Annotated in this window: 15 protein-coding genes and 1 riboswitch; of the genes, 5 read left to right on the top strand and 10 right to left on the bottom strand. The window is 70.3% G+C overall.

Annotated elements, in window-relative coordinates:
- Window positions 1–137 precede the first annotated feature (137 nt).
- From ACFYY7_RS35390 to ACFYY7_RS35410, 5 genes are all read left to right on the top strand, one after another.
- Window positions 138–629: an Lrp/AsnC family transcriptional regulator gene (locus ACFYY7_RS35390; protein WP_176729251.1), complete on the top strand. Its 492-nt coding sequence runs from the start codon at window positions 138–140 to the stop codon at window positions 627–629.
- A complete protein-coding gene (locus ACFYY7_RS35395; protein ID WP_266729411.1) occupies window positions 614–1,993 on the top strand; it encodes an aspartate aminotransferase family protein in 1,380 nt (459 codons plus the stop codon). The genes ACFYY7_RS35390 and ACFYY7_RS35395 overlap by 16 nt, the downstream gene beginning before the upstream one ends.
- 279 nt (window positions 1,994–2,272) lie before the next feature.
- The gene (locus ACFYY7_RS35400; RefSeq protein WP_351254859.1) at window positions 2,273–3,010 is read left to right on the top strand and encodes an ATP-binding cassette domain-containing protein; all 738 of its coding nucleotides are present in this window, start codon (window positions 2,273–2,275) and stop codon (window positions 3,008–3,010) included.
- On the top strand, window positions 2,992–4,170 hold the full coding sequence (locus ACFYY7_RS35405) for a hypothetical protein (RefSeq protein WP_388667909.1): 1,179 nt from the start codon (window positions 2,992–2,994) through the stop codon (window positions 4,168–4,170). Before ACFYY7_RS35400 ends, ACFYY7_RS35405 begins: the two co-directional genes overlap by 19 nt.
- Before the next feature lie 53 nt (window positions 4,171–4,223).
- On the top strand, window positions 4,224–5,342 hold the full coding sequence (locus ACFYY7_RS35410; protein ID WP_388667910.1) for an LOG family protein: 1,119 nt from the start codon (window positions 4,224–4,226) through the stop codon (window positions 5,340–5,342).
- A 13-nt stretch (window positions 5,343–5,355) separates the two neighbouring features.
- Here the strand turns inward: ACFYY7_RS35410 and ACFYY7_RS35415 are convergent, their stop codons facing one another.
- The 10 genes from ACFYY7_RS35415 to rpsB all read right to left on the bottom strand — a co-directional run bounded on the left by ACFYY7_RS35415 (window position 5,356) and on the right by rpsB (window position 15,885).
- Window positions 5,356–5,808 carry an SRPBCC family protein gene (locus ACFYY7_RS35415; RefSeq protein WP_351254854.1) on the bottom strand — a complete coding sequence of 151 codons (453 nt, stop codon included), beginning with the start codon at window positions 5,806–5,808 and terminating at the stop codon, window positions 5,356–5,358.
- Between the two features lie 171 nt (window positions 5,809–5,979).
- Window positions 5,980–7,005, bottom strand: coding sequence for an ABC transporter ATP-binding protein (locus tag ACFYY7_RS35420; RefSeq protein WP_388667911.1), 1,026 nt, complete (start codon window positions 7,003–7,005; stop codon window positions 5,980–5,982).
- Between the two features lie 2 nt (window positions 7,006–7,007).
- A complete protein-coding gene (locus ACFYY7_RS35425; protein ID WP_351254850.1) occupies window positions 7,008–8,621 on the bottom strand; it encodes an iron ABC transporter permease in 1,614 nt (537 codons plus the stop codon).
- A gap of 116 nt (window positions 8,622–8,737) precedes the next feature.
- Window positions 8,738–9,850, bottom strand: coding sequence for a thiamine ABC transporter substrate binding subunit (locus ACFYY7_RS35430; protein ID WP_388667912.1), 1,113 nt, complete (start codon window positions 9,848–9,850; stop codon window positions 8,738–8,740).
- A gap of 74 nt (window positions 9,851–9,924) precedes the next feature.
- Window positions 9,925–10,041: riboswitch (TPP riboswitch) on the bottom strand.
- A 41-nt stretch (window positions 10,042–10,082) separates the two neighbouring features.
- The gene (gene rlmN / locus ACFYY7_RS35435; RefSeq protein ID WP_072487215.1) at window positions 10,083–11,189 is read right to left on the bottom strand and encodes a 23S rRNA (adenine(2503)-C(2))-methyltransferase RlmN; all 1,107 of its coding nucleotides are present in this window, start codon (window positions 11,187–11,189) and stop codon (window positions 10,083–10,085) included.
- Between the two features lie 93 nt (window positions 11,190–11,282).
- Window positions 11,283–12,368, bottom strand: a complete 1,086-nt coding sequence (locus ACFYY7_RS35440; RefSeq protein ID WP_388667913.1) for a phosphatidate cytidylyltransferase — start codon at window positions 12,366–12,368, stop codon at window positions 11,283–11,285.
- Window positions 12,368–12,925 (bottom strand): ribosome recycling factor, encoded by a 558-nt coding sequence (frr, locus tag ACFYY7_RS35445; protein ID WP_072487217.1) that lies wholly within the window; start codon window positions 12,923–12,925, stop codon window positions 12,368–12,370. Before frr ends, ACFYY7_RS35440 begins: the two co-directional genes overlap by 1 nt.
- 182 nt (window positions 12,926–13,107) lie before the next feature.
- The gene (pyrH, locus tag ACFYY7_RS35450) at window positions 13,108–13,884 is read right to left on the bottom strand and encodes a UMP kinase (RefSeq protein ID WP_351254843.1); all 777 of its coding nucleotides are present in this window, start codon (window positions 13,882–13,884) and stop codon (window positions 13,108–13,110) included.
- A 159-nt stretch (window positions 13,885–14,043) separates the two neighbouring features.
- Window positions 14,044–14,880: a translation elongation factor Ts gene (gene tsf, locus ACFYY7_RS35455; RefSeq protein WP_388667914.1), complete on the bottom strand. Its 837-nt coding sequence runs from the start codon at window positions 14,878–14,880 to the stop codon at window positions 14,044–14,046.
- 99 nt (window positions 14,881–14,979) lie between these two features.
- Window positions 14,980–15,885 carry a 30S ribosomal protein S2 gene (gene rpsB, locus ACFYY7_RS35460; RefSeq protein WP_342286668.1) on the bottom strand — a complete coding sequence of 302 codons (906 nt, stop codon included), beginning with the start codon at window positions 15,883–15,885 and terminating at the stop codon, window positions 14,980–14,982.
- Window positions 15,886–16,064: the final 179 nt, after the last annotated feature.

The following is a 16,064-nucleotide window of genomic DNA, read 5'->3' on the forward strand; positions in this document are numbered from 1 at the left end:
AGGGTAGTCGCTCGGGTGTCGCTTTCGACATGCCCAACCGCCGCGAACTTCGGATTCAGTTAGATCTGGACCCTCAAACAACGAATTTCATCGATCTGGGCTTGCCAGACCGACGAGTCCCGGTGCACAGTGGATGCGTGGCCAGTCGCAGCGCAGACTCCAGGACCGGGAACGGATCGTCACCAGCGGTCGATGCCGTCTCCCTCGCAATCATCGAGCAGCTCCAGGAGGACGGACGCCGTCCGTACGCCGCGATCGGCAAGGCCGTCGGCCTCTCCGAGGCGGCCGTGCGACAGCGGGTCCAGAAGCTGCTCGATCAGGGCGTGATGCAGATCGTCGCCGTCACCGATCCCCTCACCGTGGGGTTCCGGCGGCAGGCGATGGTCGGCATCAATGTCGAGGGAGACCTCGATCCCGTCGCCGAAGCGCTGTCGGCCATGGCCGAGTGCGAGTACGTGGTGATGACCGCGGGCTCCTTCGACCTGATGGTGGAGATCGTCTGCGAGGACGACGACCACCTGCTGGAAACGATCAACAAACGCATCCGGGCCCTCCCCGGTGTGCGCTCCACCGAGAGCTTCGTGTACCTGAAGCTCAAGAAGCAGACCTATATGTGGGGAACCCGATAGCCGTGAGCAAGGACCTCAGCCAAACCGCGTACGACCACCTGTGGATGCATTTCACCCGCATGTCGGACTACGAGAACGCGCCCGTTCCCACCATCGTGCGTGGCGAGGGCACCTACATCTTCGACGACCAGGGCAAGCGTTACCTGGACGGCCTGTCCGGCCTGTTCGTGGTCAACGCCGGTCACGGCCGTCACGAGCTCGCCGAGGCCGCGTACAAGCAGGCCCAGGAGCTGGCCTTCTTCCCGGTGTGGTCCTACGCCCACCCGAAGGCAGTCGAGCTGGCCGAGCGCCTCGCCGACTACGCCCCGGGCGATCTCAACAAGGTCTTCTTCACCACCGGTGGCGGCGAGGCCGTCGAGACCGCCTGGAAGCTGGCCAAGCAGTACTTCAAGCTCCAGGGCAAGCCGACCAAGTACAAGGTCATCTCGCGTGCGGTCGCCTACCACGGCACCCCGCAGGGCGCCCTGTCCATCACCGGCCTGCCGGCCCTGAAGGCCCCCTTCGAGCCGCTGGTCCCCGGCGCGCACAAGGTGCCGAACACCAACATCTACCGCGCCCCGATCCACGGCGACGACCCCGAGGCCTTCGGCCGCTGGGCCGCCGACCAGATCGAGCAGGAGATCCTCTTCGAGGGCCCGGACACCGTCGCCGCGGTCTTCCTGGAGCCGGTGCAGAACGCCGGTGGCTGCTTCCCGCCGCCGCCCGGATACTTCCAGCGCGTCCGCGAGATCTGCGACAAGTACGACGTGCTGCTCGTCTCCGACGAGGTCATCTGCGCCTTCGGCCGTCTCGGCACGATGTTCGCCTGCGACAAGTTCGGCTACGTGCCGGACATGATCACCTGCGCCAAGGGCATGACCTCGGGCTACTCCCCGATCGGTGCCTGCATCGTCTCGGACCGCGTCGCCGCGCCGTTCTACGAGGGTGACAACACCTTCCTGCACGGCTACACCTTCGGTGGCCACCCGGTCTCCGCGGCGGTCGGCCTCGCCAACCTCGACATCTTCGAGCGTGAGGGCCTCAACCAGCACGTCCTGGACAACGAGAACGCCTTCTTCACGACGCTGCAGAAGCTGCTCGACCTGCCGATCGTCGGCGACGTCCGCGGCAACGGCTTCTTCTACGGCATCGAGCTGGTGAAGGACAAGGCCACCAAGGAGACCTTCACCGACGAGGAGACCGAGCGCGTCCTGTACGGCTTCCTCTCCAAGGCGCTGTACGACAACGGCCTGTACTGCCGGGCCGACGACCGCGGCGACCCGGTCGTCCAGCTCGCTCCGCCGCTGGTCTCCGACCAGTCGACGTTCGACGAGATCGAGGGCATCCTGCGCACCGTCCTCACGGAGGCATGGACCAAGCTCTGACCGGCACGACGACCGGCGGCCCGACCACGGATCGGCCGCCGGTCGGACCGCCCCGTCGCTTGACCATCGCTTGACCACTGTTTGACCGGCTTCCAGCCGTCATCCTCACACGGTCCACACGGCCCGGATGCGCCCATTCGAGTGGGAAGGGGCGCACCCGGGCCGTGTGCTGTGCGCTCACCGCGGTTCGAATCCTTACGGTGCCGAGTGACCGATCGGCCCCGATTTCGTTCCCCCGTACGGGGGACGGGAATTACGATCTGAACCGAGGTGTACGCCATGGTGGCCCCGCCGGACAACGACGTGATCTGGGCGCGCTCCCTGCAACATTCCCACAACGGCTCACCCGCGCTCGGCGGCGTATCCCTGGGCGTCCGTGACGGCGAGATCCTCGCCGTGACCGGCCCCCGGGGCTGCGGCAAGACGACCCTGCTGCACTGCCTGTCCGGTCAGCTGGTGCCCGAGCAGGGCGAGGTGTGGTTCAACAGCGTCCCCATCCACACCATGGGCCCCCGGCTGCGCGAGCGGCTGCGCCGGGACCGGTTCGGCTGGATCGCCCCCGAGCCTCAGCTGGTGCCCGAGCTGAACACCTGGGAGAACACCGCTCTCCCGCTGCTGCTGCGCGGCACCTCGCACCGGGAGGCGAAGAAGGCCGCCCTGGAGTGGCTGGAGCGGCTCGACATCGGCGCCTGCGCCAGGCAGCGGCCGCACACCCTGCTCCAGGGACAGCGCCAGCGGATCGCCGTGGCCCGCGCCCTGGCGGCCGCCCCCACGGTGATCTTCGCCGACGAACCGACCGCGACCCTGCACCGCAGCGACCGGACGCATGTGCTGCGCACCCTCACCAGCGCGGCCCGTTCGCACGGCATCACGATCGTGCTCGCCACCCATGACGCGGAGATCGCCGCCCTCGCCGACCGTACGGTCCCGCTGCTGGACGGCCGTCGCGTCGCCACCGTCGCCCTGCCCGCCGGGTCCGATACGGAAGGCCGCGCGGCGTGCTCGCTCTCCGTCTAGCCCGGGGTTCCCATCCGCTGGTCCTGCTGAGGCGGCTACTGGTCGCCGCCGCCTCGGCCGGTGTCGGCTTCCTGCTGCTGTGCGCCCTGGGCTACGCCTCGGCGCACCCGGCGCACTCCACCGGCGCCGTGCTGCACCTGCTGTGGTGCTTCGTGCCGCTCGCCGCCACCGTGCAGTTCGCGGTCGCGGTGGCACGTACCGACCCCAGCACCCGGCCGCGCTCCGGGCTGTCCGCCGTGGGCCTCGGGCCGGTCCGGCTCGCGGTGCTCGCCGCGGTCTCCACCGCCGTCTCCTGCACCCTCGGGTCGATGGTGGCGCTGCTGTTCTACCTGCATCTGCGCGGTGATCTGTCCGGGCTGCCGTTCGACGGCGCCGCGGCCGGACTGCTCGACGCCGAGACCCCGCTGCCGCCGGCTGCCGCGCTGGTGCTGCTGGCCCTGGTCCCGGTGGCCGCGGCGACGGCGAGCGCGCTCGCGCTGCGCGCCGAGCCGGTGGCCACGGCGGCCCCGGACGACTCGGAGATCCTGACGGAGCCGGAGGCCCCCGGTCCGGCGGCGCCTCCCACGGGGCTGCCGTGGGGCGTGGCGCTCACCGCGACGGGCCTCGCCGTCGAGGCGTACATGAGCCGGGGCGACGTCCGCAGCCTGCTCCCGCTGCCCGGCAGGCTCGACGCCACCCCGACCGGGGTGCTGGTGGGGTGGACGCTGGCGGCGGCCGGTCTGGCCATGGCGGGCCCGGGGCTGGCGTATCTGTGCGGGCGGCTGCTGCAGGCGGCGCGACCCGGTGCCGTCCGGCTGCTGGCCGGCCGGGTGCTGATGGACGAGTCGCGCCGGATCGGCCGGCCGCTCGGTGTGGTCTGCGCGGTGCTCGCCGCGGCGGTCGCCGCCTACGCGCTCTACGGGACGAAGACCCACCCCCTCGGCCCGCTGACGGTCCTGGGCGCGGTGCTCGTGCTCGGCTGCACGACGGCGACGCTGATGACCTCGGCACTGGAGGCGCGGCAGGCGCGCGCACACACGGCGCGGGCGCTGCTGCGGCTCGGCGCCCCGGTATCGGCGCTGCGGGCCGCGACGGCCCTGCGCGCCACCGTCCTGCTGATCGTCTTCGCCCCGCTGACCTGGCTGATCGCCGAGCTGGCCGCACTGCCGCTGACGGCCTGAGCACGCGCGCCGCGGACCACGCCCCGCACCCGGCCGCTACGTAGCATGACAACGTGGACAATCCGGACGATGTCACTCCCCCGCCCGGCCCCGAGATCGAGTCGCTCGCCGAATTCGACGAGGCGGTCGCCTCGGGGTCGCTGGCCGGGCACCGGGTGCAGTCGGTCGACCTGACGGACCGCGGCGCCGCCCTGCTGGCCGCCGACACGGCGGGCGCCGTCTTCCTCGGCTGCAGGATGGAGCCCGGGGTGACGGCGAAGGTACGGGCCGACGGCGCGTTCGTCTTCCCGCCGGTGCCCGGACTCCCCTTCGATCCGTACCGCGGCCTGCTCTACACCCCCGACGCGCTCTACGAGGGGCTGTCGGACGGCGGTTACGCGGCCACGCCCGACGCCCGCGCGTACCGCTGGTTCCAGCAGACCCGGGCGAACGGCGACACCCTCGCGTCGATGCTGCGGGCACTGCACGACGACGCGGTCTCCGACGCGCTGGACGAGTTCCTCACCGGCGCCCGCGTGGTCGGGGTGATGGGCGGCCACGCGACGGCCCGCGGCAGCGCCCCGTACGCGGCCGCCGCCCGGCTGGGCCGGGCCCTGGCCCGAGGCGGTCTGACAGTGGCCACCGGCGGCGGGCCCGGCGCGATGGAGGCCGCGAACCTCGGGGCGTACACGGCGCCGCACCCCGAACCCGTACTGGACGAGGCCTGCGCGCTGCTGGCCACGGCCCCCTCGTTCACCCCGTCGGTCACCGACTGGGCGCTGGCCGCCTTCGACGTACGGCGGCGCTGGCCGGGCGGCGGCGGTTCCGTCTCGATCCCGACCTGGTTCTACGGGCACGAGCCGCCGAACCCGTTCGCGGACCGCATCGCCAAGTACTTCGCCAACGCGCTGCGCGAGGACGGACTGCTCACCCGCTCCACGGCGGGCGTGATCTTCCTGCCCGGCGCGGCCGGCACCGTACAGGAGATCTTCGACAACGCGACGCCGAACTACTACGGCTCGCTCGGCGGGCCGACCCCGATGGTGCTGGTGGGCCGCGCCCACTGGACGCGCGCCCTGCCCGCGTGGCCGCTGCTGCGCGCGCTGGCCGCCGGCCGGGCGATGGAGTACCGGATCGCGCTCGTGGACACGGTGGACGAGGCCCCCGAGGCACTCGCCCGGTTGTACGCGTAGGTCCTGTCCGGGCTCAGAAGGAAGCGAGCCGGGTCACGAGCGCGTCGAAGAAGGCCTCCCAGCCGTCCTCGGCCGCCGCGTACTGCTCGGCCGTGAGGTTGCCGCCGCGCTGTCGGAAGACCATCTCGGTGGTCCCGTGGCCGCGGTCGGTGAAGGTGGCGGTGACGGTCTCGCCCTCGACGTCGGCGGGCGCGGAGGCGTCCTTCAGGGTGAAGACCAGCCGCTCCGGGGCCACCACCTCCCGGTAGACGCCGTGGAACGGCATCTCGGTGCCCGGCACCACCATGACCAGGCTCCAGGCGCCGCCCGGCCTGACGTCCATCGACACCCGGTCGAGCGGCACCTCGGCGTCGCCGCCGTACCAGGCCGCGAAGTGCTCCGGCGTCGTCCAGGCCGTGAAGACCTTCTCCGGCGGGGCGTCGAGGATGCGGGTGATGTCGATGCCCTCGCGTGCTGACTCGGTCATGTCCCTGTCCTTCCGGATCTGCCGCACGGTCCCGGGGCCGCCCGCGAGGGCGTTCCACCGGGTCCCCGGGGCGGCCGGCGCCGCATTCCGGCGCATCCGGGCAATCCTCCGGCCGATGGGCGGCTCCCGCGACCGGTGCGCGCCGTCCCCGGGCAGCCCTTGGCCGGACGGTCAGAGCCGGGCGGGCAGGACCACGGTCTCCGCCGCGTCGAAGCCCGCCCCGACCGTCGCACCCTCCTCGGGGGCGTCCCGCAGCGCGCACTCCGCCTCCAGCTCCGGACCGCTCTCGGGCTTCAGCCGCACCGCGACATGATTGCCCCGGAACGTGCGCGTCCCGACCACACAGCGCAGCCCCTCGTCCGGGGCGCCGATCTTGACCCCGGCCGGACGCACCAGCAGATCGCACGCCCCCTGCGGCGAGCCCTTCGGCACCGGCACCCTGCCCCACACCGTGTCGGCGACGGCACCGGTCACCGTCGCTCCGACCACGTTGTCGAAGCCGAGGAACCGGGCGACGAAGGCGGAGGCGGGCCGCTGCCATACCTCCAGCGGGGTTCCCGCCTGGGCGATCCGCCCGTCACGCATCACCACCACCCGGTCCGCCAGGGCGAACGCCTCGCCCTGGTCGTGGGTGACGGCGAGCACCGTGGTGCCCAAGCGGCCGAAGAGCGTGCGCAGCTCGACGACGAGCCGTTCCCGCAGACCGCGGTCGAGCTGGCCGAGCGGCTCGTCCAGCATCAGCAGCTTGGGGCTCGGGGCGAGGGCCCGGGCCAGGGCCACGCGCTGCTGCTCACCGCCGGACAGGGCGGCGACGGCGCGCCGCTGGGCACCGGGCAGGCCCACCAGGTCGAGGAGTTCGCCGACCCTGTGCTCCTGGTCGCGGCGCGAGACCCCGCGCATCCGCAGCCCGAAGGCGACGTTGGCGCCGACGTCCCGGTGCGGGAAGAGCTGGTGGTCCTGGAACATCAGGCCGAGCCCGCGCCGGTGCACCGGCACCCCGGCCTGGTCCGCACCGTCCAGCAGCACCCGGCCGCCGTCCGGCGGGTGCAGTCCGGCGACCACCCGCAGCAGGGTGGACTTGCCGCTTCCGCTCGGCCCGAGCACACAGACGATCTCGTGCTCGGCGACCTCCAGGTCCACCGCGTCGAGCGCCGCCCGCTCGCCGAAGCGAACCGTGGCCGATTCCAGTGTCAGCATTCCTAGAACTCCCCGGACCGGTCCGTGCGGATACGTTCGAGCAGCAGCAGCGAGACGGCGCAGACCACCATCAGGATGGTGCTCAGCGCCATCGCCTGGCCGTAGTTGAGCTCCCCGGCCCGCCCCAGCAGCCGGGCCACGGCGACCGGCAGCGTCGGGCGGTCGGGCCGGGCGATGAACACCGTCGCACCGAACTCACCGAGCGAGACGGCGAACGCGAAACCGGCCGCGACCAGCAACGCCCGCCGCACCAGCGGCAGATCGACCTCCCGCCAGGCCCGCAGCGGCGACGCCCCGAGCACCGCGGCCGCCTCCCTCAGCCGCCCGTCCACCGCGCGCAGCACGGGGAGCATGGTCCGTACGACGAAGGGCACACCGACCAGCGCCTGCGCGAGCGGCACCAGGATCCAGGAGGTCCGCAGATCCAGCGGCGGTTTGTCCAGGGTGATCAGGAAGCCGAAGCCGACGGTGACCGCGGACACTCCGAGCGGCAGCATCAGCAGCGCATCGAGACCGCGCACCAGCCGGCCGGCCCGCCGGGTCAGCGCCGCGGCGGCCAGCCCGCCGATGACCAGCGCGATGACCGTCGCGACCAGCGCGTACTGCAGGGAGTTCCAGATCGCTTCGAGCGGCGCGACCAGGAACGTACCGCCGCCCGCGTCCACGGAGGACAGGGCACGGTAGAAGTCGAAGCCATGCCCGCCGGTGGTGTCCAAGGAGCGCTCGACCAGCACTCCGAGCGGCAGCAGGATCAGCAGCAGCACGGTCAGCAGCACCCCGCCGAGCAGCGCCCACTGCCCGGCGCCGCGCGGCCTGCGGGCGGTCTGCGCGGGGTCGACCAGCTTCAGCGCGGTCTCCCGGCGCCGTACGGTCCAGGCGTGCACGGCGAGGATCGCGCCGACCGCGGCGAACTGCACCAGCGTCAGCACGGCGGCCGTCGGCAGGGCGAGCAACTGCGCGGTCTGCCGGTAGATCTCCACTTCGAGGGTGGCGTAACCGGGGCCGCCGAGGATCTGCACGACCCCGAAGGAGGTGAAGGTGAAGAGGAAGACCATCAGCGCGGCGGCGGCCACGGCGGGCGCCAGGGCCGGCAGGGTGACCCGTCGCCAGGCGGCGAACCGTCCCGCGCCGAGCACCCTGGCGGCCTCCTCCTGCCGGGGGTCGAGCTGGGACCACAGCCCGCCCACCGTCCTTACGACCACCGCGTAGTTGAAGAAGACATGGGCGAGCAGAATCGCCCAGACGGTGGTGTCGAGCCGTACGCCCCAGAGTTGGTCGAGGAATCCGCCGCGTCCCAGCAGCGCCAGGAAGGCCGTCCCGACGACCACGGTCGGCAGGACGAACGGCACCGTGACGACCGCCCGCAGCAGTTGTTTGCCGGGGAAGTCGAAGCGGGCGAAGACATAGGCGCCGGGCAGCGCGATCAGCAGGGTCAGCGCCGTCGAGGCGAGCGCCTGCCAGGTGGTGAACCAGAGGACGTCGCGGATCTCCGGCCGGGTCAGCACCTCGCCGATCCGGCCGAACTGCCAGACGCCGTCCACCTTCAGGCCCCGGCCGACGATCGCCGCGACCGGGTAGGCGAAGAACAGCGCGAAGAACGCGACGGGCACGGCCATCAGGCCGAGCCGCACCGCGCTCCCGCGCCGGGCCTTCGCGCGAGCGGCAGCCGCGTGCGCGGGCTGCGGGCGGGGAGTCTTCCCGCCCGCGTCCGTTCCGCGTACGGGACTCTTCGTTACTTCACTACGAGCGAGGACCACGACTGGACCCACTGCTCACGGTTCTTGGCGATCCGGTCCGGGGCCACGGTCGTCGGGCTGTCCACCGTCGCACCGAACTTGGTGAAGAGCTCCGGCAGCGTCGCGTCCTTGACGACCGGGTTGACGAACATGTTGAGCGGCATGTCCTCCTGGAACTTCTTGCTGATCAGGAAGTCCAGCAGGGCCTTGCCGCCCTCCTCGTTCTTCGCCCCGTTCAGCAGGCCGGCGAACTCGATCTGGCGGAAGCAGGTCCCGGTGGCGACACCGGTCGGGGCCTCGGCCGGCTGCGGCTTCGCGTACAGCACCTCGACGGGCGGGCTGGAGGCGTACGAGACGACGAGCGGCCGGTCCGCCTTGGCCTTCTTTCCGCCCGCGGAGCCGGAGAACTCCTCGTTGTACGCCTGCTCCCAGCCGTCGACGACCTTGACGCCGTTGCGCTCCAGCTTCTTCCAGTAGTCCTGGTAGCCCTTCTCGCCGTAGGTGGCGACGGTGCCGAGGAGGAAGCCGAGACCGGGCGAGGAGGTCCCGGCGTTCTCGGTGACGAGCAGGTCCTTGTACGCGGGCTTCGCCAGGTCGTCGAAGGACCGCGGCGGCGCGAGCTTCTTGTCGGCGAAGTACTTCTTGTCGTAGTTGACGCAGATGTCACCAGTATCGATCGGAGTGACCCGGTGCTGGCCGGCGTCGAGCCGGGTGTCCGCCGCGACCCGGTCGATGCCCTTCGCCTCGTACGGCGTGAAGAGCCCGCTGTCGAGGGCGCGGGAGAGCAGCGTGTTGTCGACGCCGAAGAACACGTCGCCGCGCGGGGAGCCCTTGGTCAGGATCTCCTGGTTGAGCGCGACCCCCGCGTCGCCGCTCTTCAGCACCTTGACGGTGTATCCGGTCTCCTCGGTGAACTGCTTCAGCACGTCCTTGGAGGCGTTGAAGGAGTCGTGGCTGACGAGGGTCACGGTCTTGGAGCTCGAGCCCTTCGTGCCGCCGGAACCGGAGGACGTGTCGTCGGAGCTACCGCACCCGGCGAGTGCGGTGACGCCGAGCGCGGCGGCGACGGCCGAAGCCGCGAGCTGCCTGGTCCTGCGCGTGGTGATCATTTGTGTATTCCTCCTGGGTTTTGGCCAGGAAGAGACGCGGCCCTGCCCGCAGGAAGCGGGCAGGGCGCAACAGCATGAGTTGATGACCGAACTTCCTACCCGGAATGACCCGGGCGAGGTTCAGAGGGTCTGCGGCCGACCTGTCCTCGGTGCCGCACTCTCAGCGCTGTGGCGCTCCCCTGTCGGAATATGAAGTTGATTTCGGGCCCAGATTACACGGGCCTTATCGGCCTCAGCGCTCGGCCGCCGCCAGCTGACCGCAGGCCCCGTCGATCTCCTGGCCGCGGGTGTCCCGCACGGTGACCGGCACCCCGTGGGCGGCGATCGCCTCGACGAACGCCTTCTCGTCCTCGGGCCGCGAGGCGGTCCACTTGGAACCGGGCGTGGGGTTCAGCGGGATCAGATTGACGTGGACCCGCTTGCCCTTGAGGAGCCGGCCCAGCCGGTCACCGCGCCATGCCTGGTCGTTGATGTCGCGGATCAGCGCGTACTCGATGGAGATGCGGCGGCCGGACTTCTCCGCGTACTCCCACGCGGCGTCCAGCACCTCGCCGACCTTCCAGCGCGTGTTCACGGGAACGAGGGTGTCGCGCAACTCGTCGTCGGGCGCGTGCAGCGAGACGGCGAGACGGCACTTGAAGCCCTCGTCGGCGAAGCGGAGCATCGCGGGCACCAGGCCCACCGTGGAGACGGTGATCCCGCGCTGCGAGAGCCCCAGCCCGTCCGGCTCCGGGTCGGTGAGCCGGCGGATCGCGCCGACCACCCGGTTGTAGTTGGCGAGCGGCTCGCCCATGCCCATGAAGACGATGTTGGAGAGCCGCGCCGGGCCGCCGGGGACCTCGCCGTCGCGCAGGGCCCGCATGCCGTCCACGATCTGGTGGACGATCTCGGCGGTCGACAGATTGCGGTCGAGGCCGGCCTGCCCGGTGGCGCAGAACGGGCAGTTCATCCCGCATCCGGCCTGCGAGGAGATACACATCGTCACGCGCTCCGGGTAGCGCATCAGGACGGACTCGACGAGCGTCCCGTCGTGCAGCTTCCACAGCGTCTTGCGGGTGGTGTCGTCGTCGCAGCTGATGTGGCGGACCACGGACATCAGGTCGGGGAACATCGCCTCGGCGAGCTTGTCCCGCGACGCGGCCGGGATGTTGGTCCACTCCGCCGGGTCGTGCGCGTACCGCGCGAAGTAGTGCTGCGAGAGCTGCTGGGCGCGGAACGGCTTCTCGCCGATCGCGGCGACGGCTTCCTTGCGCTCGGCGGGCGTGAGGTCGGCGAGATGCCGCGGCGGCTTCTTGGCTCCGCGGGGCGCGACGAAAGTGAGTTCTCCGGGCTTAGGCATGGTTCATCCAGTGTCGCAGACAGAACAGTGAGGGCCCGCCGTCCTGTGGACAACGGGCCCTCACTCGTAAAATCGCAGGTCAGGAACGCTTTCTCAGCTGGATCCGACGAACAGCACCAGCAGCAGCCAGACCACCGGGGCGGTCGGCAGCAGCGAATCCAGCCGGTCCATGATGCCGCCGTGCCCCGGCAGCAGCGTGCCCATGTCCTTGATGCCGAGATCCCGCTTGATCATCGACTCGCCCAGGTCACCGAGGGTGGCGCTGGCCGCGACTGCGAGCCCGAGCAGCAGCCCCTGCCACCAGGAACCGCCGTCGATCAGGAACTGCATGCACAGCGCACCGGCGACCATCGCGAAGGCGATGGCGCCGAACAGACCCTCCCGGGTCTTTCCGGGGCTGATGCGCGGAGCCAGCTTGTGCTTCCCGAAGCGCCAGCCGACGGCGTACGCACCCGTGTCGCTGACCACGGTCAGCAGCAGGAAGGTGAGCACCCGCTGCGGCCCGTCGTCGGCGGTCAGGAGCATGGCGACGAACGTGGCGAGGAACGGTACGTAGAACGCCGCGAACACACCGGCCGTGACGTCCTTGAGGTAGCCCTCGGGCGGTTCGGTCATCCGCCAGACGAGCACCGCCAGCGCGGTCAGCGCCATCGCCACCCAGGCGCCTTCGGCGCCCTGCGCGTAGCCGGCCACCACCATCGCCGCGCCGCCCACCGCCAGCGGGACGAGCGGCGCCTTGATGCCCTTGCGCTCCTGGAGCCGTGAGGTGAGCTCCCAGAGGCCCACGACGACGGCGACCACGATCACACCGACGAAGACGGCCTTCACGATGAACAGCGAGGCGACGATGACGGCGCCGAGCCCCACACCGACCCCTATGGCGGCTCGCAGATCACGGCCCGCACGTTTCTTCTGCGGGGGCGGCGGCGCGGTGGACATGGGCTCCTGCGGCTTCTCGTCACGGAACAGGGGGCCGCCGCTCAGGCGTCCGGCCCCCTGGTCCCGGTCATCACGGTCGTCAGCGTCTCTACCTGCGTCGGGAACGTCCGGCACTATGGGCATGGGCCGAGTCTGCTGGGCGTCATGCACATCGTATGCAGGACCCGCCGGAGCAGCCTGCATCTCGGGCGCACCCCAGTGGCCGGCTCCCTGCGGGGCGCCCCAGGAAGAGTCGTTCATCAGACTTCGAGCAGCTCGGCTTCCTTGTGCTTGAGCAGCTCGTCGACCTGCGCGACGTACTTCGCGGTGGTGTCGTCGAGCTCCTTCTCGGCGCGACGCACCTCGTCCTCGCCCGACTCCTTGTCCTTGACCAGCTTGTCCAGGGTCTCCTTGGCCTTGCGGCGCACCGCGCGGATGGAGATCTTGGAGTCCTCGGCCTTGCCCTTGGCGACCTTGATGTAGTCGCGGCGGCGCTCCTCGGTGAGCTCCGGGAAGGTCACCCGGATGATATTGCCGTCGTTGCTCGGGTTGACGCCGAGGTCCGAGTCGCGGATGGCCTGCTCGATGTTGCGCAGCGCGGTCTTGTCGAACGGCGTCACGACGGCCATGCGCGGCTCGGGCACCGAGAACGAGGCGAGCTGGTTGATCGGGGTCAGCGCGCCGTAGTAGTCGGCGACGATCTTGTTGAACATCGCCGGGTGCGCACGGCCGGTACGGATCGCGGCGAAGTCCTCTTTCGCCACGACGACGGCCTTCTCCATCTTCTCCTCGGCCTCGAGGAGGGTTTCTTCGATCACCACGTGCTCCTGCGTGTCTTGAGTGGGCCCGTCGTGCTCGGGCCCGGCGGGTCCTGCGTCGCGTCCTCACCTGCACGGTGTCCGACCGGCAGGCCGTTGTCCATCCTTCGGGGCCGGTCCCGGGGGTGCTACCCCCGGGGGCCCGGACCTCCCCGTCGTACTCCGGGAAGGTCCCCCGGTCGTCAGACCCGGGTGCTCCGGTCACTCACGAGCGTGCCGATCTTCTCACCATTGACCGCGCGGGCGATATTGCCGGTGGCGGTCAGCTCGAAGACGAGGATCGGCAGGTCGTTGTCGCGGCAGAGCGTGATGGCGGTGGCGTCGGCGACCTTGAGATCGCGGGCGAGAACCTCGCTGTACTCGAGCGCGTCGAACTTCACCGCGTCGGGGTTGCTCTTCGGGTCGGAGTCGTAGACCCCGTCCACCCCGTTCTTGCCCATCAGGAGACCCTCCGCGTCGATCTCCAGGGCGCGCTGGGCGGCAGTGGTGTCGGTGGAGAAGTACGGCATCCCCATGCCGGCGCCGAAGATGACGACGCGGCCCTTCTCCAGATGGCGCACGGCGCGCAGCGGAATGTACGGCTCCGCGACCTGCCCCATGGTGATGGCGGTCTGGACGCGGGAGTCGATGCCTTCCTTCTCCAGGAAGTCCTGGAGTGCCAGGCAGTTCATGACCGTGCCGAGCATGCCCATGTAGTCGGACCGGGCCCGGTCCATGCCGCGCTGCTGGAGCTCGGCGCCACGGAAGAAGTTGCCGCCGCCGATGACGACAGCGATTTCCGCGCCATCGCGGACGACCGCCGCGATTTCCCGGGCGATGGCGTGTACGACGTCGGGGTCGACACCGAGACCCCCGCCGCCGGCGAACGCCTCTCCGGACAGCTTCAGCATGAAGCGTCCGGCCACCTTGCCGTCGTCGCGCTTGTGGTCACCTTTTGCGGCGTCCGCGCCCTTGTTCATGGAGATTCTCCTCGTGCACATACGAAGAAGGCCATTGCCGGTGGGTCTGGTGTCCCTCAGCGGCAATGGCCTCCTCGTCAGATCTGCGGTCGTACGGCGTGAGTGCGGCCGACGACTGCACTAGACCCTATCGGGGTCCACCGTGTTTCGCGGACGGACTCAGATGCCGACCTTGATGCGCGAGAAGCGCTTCAGGGTGACACCGGCCTCGTCCAGGACCTTCTGGACGGACTTCTTGTTGTCCAGCGCGTACGGCTGGCCGAGGAGGGTGGCCTCCTTGAAGAAGCCGTTGACGCGACCCTCGACGATCTTCGGGAGCGCGGCCTCGGGCTTGCCCTCGGCGCGCGTGGTCTCCTCGGCGACGCGGCGCTCGGCCTCGACGACCTCGGCCGGGACGTCCTCGCGGGACAGGTACTTCGGGGCGAACGCGGCGATGTGCTGCGCGATGCCCTTGGCCAGCTCGGCGTCGGCCTTGTCCAGCTCGACCAGAACACCGATCTGCGGCGGCAGGTCGGGCATGGTGCGGTGCATGTACGCGGAGACGTACGCGCCGGAGAACTGCGCGAAGCGGTCCAGGACGATCTTCTCGCCGAGGTTGGCGTTGGCCTCGTCGACGTACGCCTGGACGGTCTTGCCGGCCTCGATCTCGGAGGCGAGCAGCGCCTGGATGTCGGCCGGGGAGGTGGCGGCGACGTGCGCGGCGAGGGTGTTCGCGACGTTCTGGAACTTCTCGCCCTTGGCGACGAAGTCCGTCTCGCACTTCAGCTCCAGCAGAACACCGGACGTCTGGTCCTCGGAGATGAGGGAGACGACGGCACCGTTCTCGGCAGAGCGGCCCTCGCGCTTGGCGACGCCCTTCTGACCCTTGATACGGAGCGCCTCGACGGCCTTGTCGACGTTGCCGTCGGCCTCGTCGAGCGCCTTCTTGCAGTCCATCATGCCAGCGCCGGTGAGCTCGCGGAGCTTCTTGACGTCAGCGGCGGTGTAGTTCGCCATGAGTCTGGGTTTCTCTCTCGAAGTCTGAAAGATCTACGGGTGAACGGCGGGGGCGGTGCTTGTGGCACCGGCCCCCGCTGTCATCAGCCGTGACGGGTGTCAGGCCTGCTCGGCGTCCGCGGCCGGGGCCTCGGCAGCGGGGGCCTCGGCAGCGGGGGCCTCGGCGGCCTCGGCGTCCGCGACCTTCTCGGTCTCGGCGGAGGTCTGGACCTCGGCGTCGGCCTTCTTGTCGCCCTCGAGCAGGTCGCGCTCCCACTCGGCGAGCGGCTCGCCGGCGGCCTTCTCGCCCGGCTTCGAGTCACCGGTGGCGGCACCGGAACGGGCGATGAGGCCCTCGGCGACGGCGTCGGCGATCACGCGGGTGAGCAGGGTGACGGAGCGGATCGCGTCGTCGTTGCCCGGAATCTTGTAGTCGACCTCGTCGGGGTCGCAGTTGGTGTCGAGGATCGCGACGACCGGGATGTGGAGCTTGCGCGCCTCACCGACGGCGATGTGCTCCTTCTTAGTGTCGACGATCCAGACGGCGCTCGGCACCTTCTGCATCTCGCGGATACCACCGAGGGTCTTCTCCAGCTTGGCCTTCTCGCGGGAGAGAACCAGGAGCTCCTTCTTGGTGAGGCCGGAGGCGGCCACGTCCTCGAAGTCGATGAGCTCGAGCTCCTTCAGACGCTGAAGGCGCTTGTAGACGGTGGAGAAGTTGGTGAGCATGCCACCGAGCCAACGCTGGTTGACGTACGGCATGCCGACGCGCGTCGCCTGCTCGGCGATGGCCTCCTGGGCCTGCTTCTTCGTACCCACGAACATGATGGAGCCGCCGTGGGCGACGGTCTCCTTGACGAACTCGTAGGCGCGGTCGATGTACGACAGCGACTGGAGCAGGTCGATGATGTAGATGCCGTTGCGCTCGGTGAAGATGAAGCGCTTCATCTTCGGGTTCCAGCGACGGGTCTGGTGACCGAAGTGGACGCCGCTTTCCAGCAGCTCCCGCATCGTGACGACGGCCATGGCCGTACTCCTTGAGGTGCTCGGTTGTCGCGACCGCAGGATTGCTGTCGCGCCTGACGCCCCGACGCGCCGTGCCACTGGGGACCGAGGAGCGCGGCCACCGTCCGCAGAGAGGGAGGTGGCGGGGCGTGCGAAGTCGACCCGGTGACCCGGATCGCCATAGGAAGTGTACGGGACGG

It is taken from the genome of Streptomyces sp. NPDC001933, assembly GCF_042890955.1.
Taxonomy (GTDB): Bacteria; Actinomycetota; Actinomycetes; order Streptomycetales; family Streptomycetaceae; genus Streptomyces.

Excerpts from the sequence above, each read along its gene's own strand:
- ACFYY7_RS35400 (WP_351254859.1), top strand. The coding sequence starts at position 2,273 with ATGGTGGCCCCGCCGGACAACGACGTGATCTGGGCGCGCTCCCTGCAA.
- ACFYY7_RS35415 (WP_351254854.1), bottom strand. The coding sequence starts at position 5,808 with ATGACCGAGTCAGCACGCGAGGGCATCGACATCACCCGCATCCTCGAC.
- ACFYY7_RS35420 (WP_388667911.1), bottom strand. The coding sequence starts at position 7,005 with ATGCTGACACTGGAATCGGCCACGGTTCGCTTCGGCGAGCGGGCGGCG.
- ACFYY7_RS35425 (WP_351254850.1), bottom strand. The coding sequence starts at position 8,621 with ATGGCCGTGCCCGTCGCGTTCTTCGCGCTGTTCTTCGCCTACCCGGTC.
- ACFYY7_RS35430 (WP_388667912.1), bottom strand. The coding sequence starts at position 9,850 with ATGATCACCACGCGCAGGACCAGGCAGCTCGCGGCTTCGGCCGTCGCC.
- rlmN (WP_072487215.1), bottom strand. The coding sequence starts at position 11,189 with ATGCCTAAGCCCGGAGAACTCACTTTCGTCGCGCCCCGCGGAGCCAAG.
- ACFYY7_RS35440 (WP_388667913.1), bottom strand. The coding sequence starts at position 12,368 with ATGAACGACTCTTCCTGGGGCGCCCCGCAGGGAGCCGGCCACTGGGGT.
- pyrH (WP_351254843.1), bottom strand. The coding sequence starts at position 13,884 with ATGAACAAGGGCGCGGACGCCGCAAAAGGTGACCACAAGCGCGACGAC.
- tsf (WP_388667914.1), bottom strand. The coding sequence starts at position 14,880 with ATGGCGAACTACACCGCCGCTGACGTCAAGAAGCTCCGCGAGCTCACC.
- rpsB (WP_342286668.1), bottom strand. The coding sequence starts at position 15,885 with ATGGCCGTCGTCACGATGCGGGAGCTGCTGGAAAGCGGCGTCCACTTC.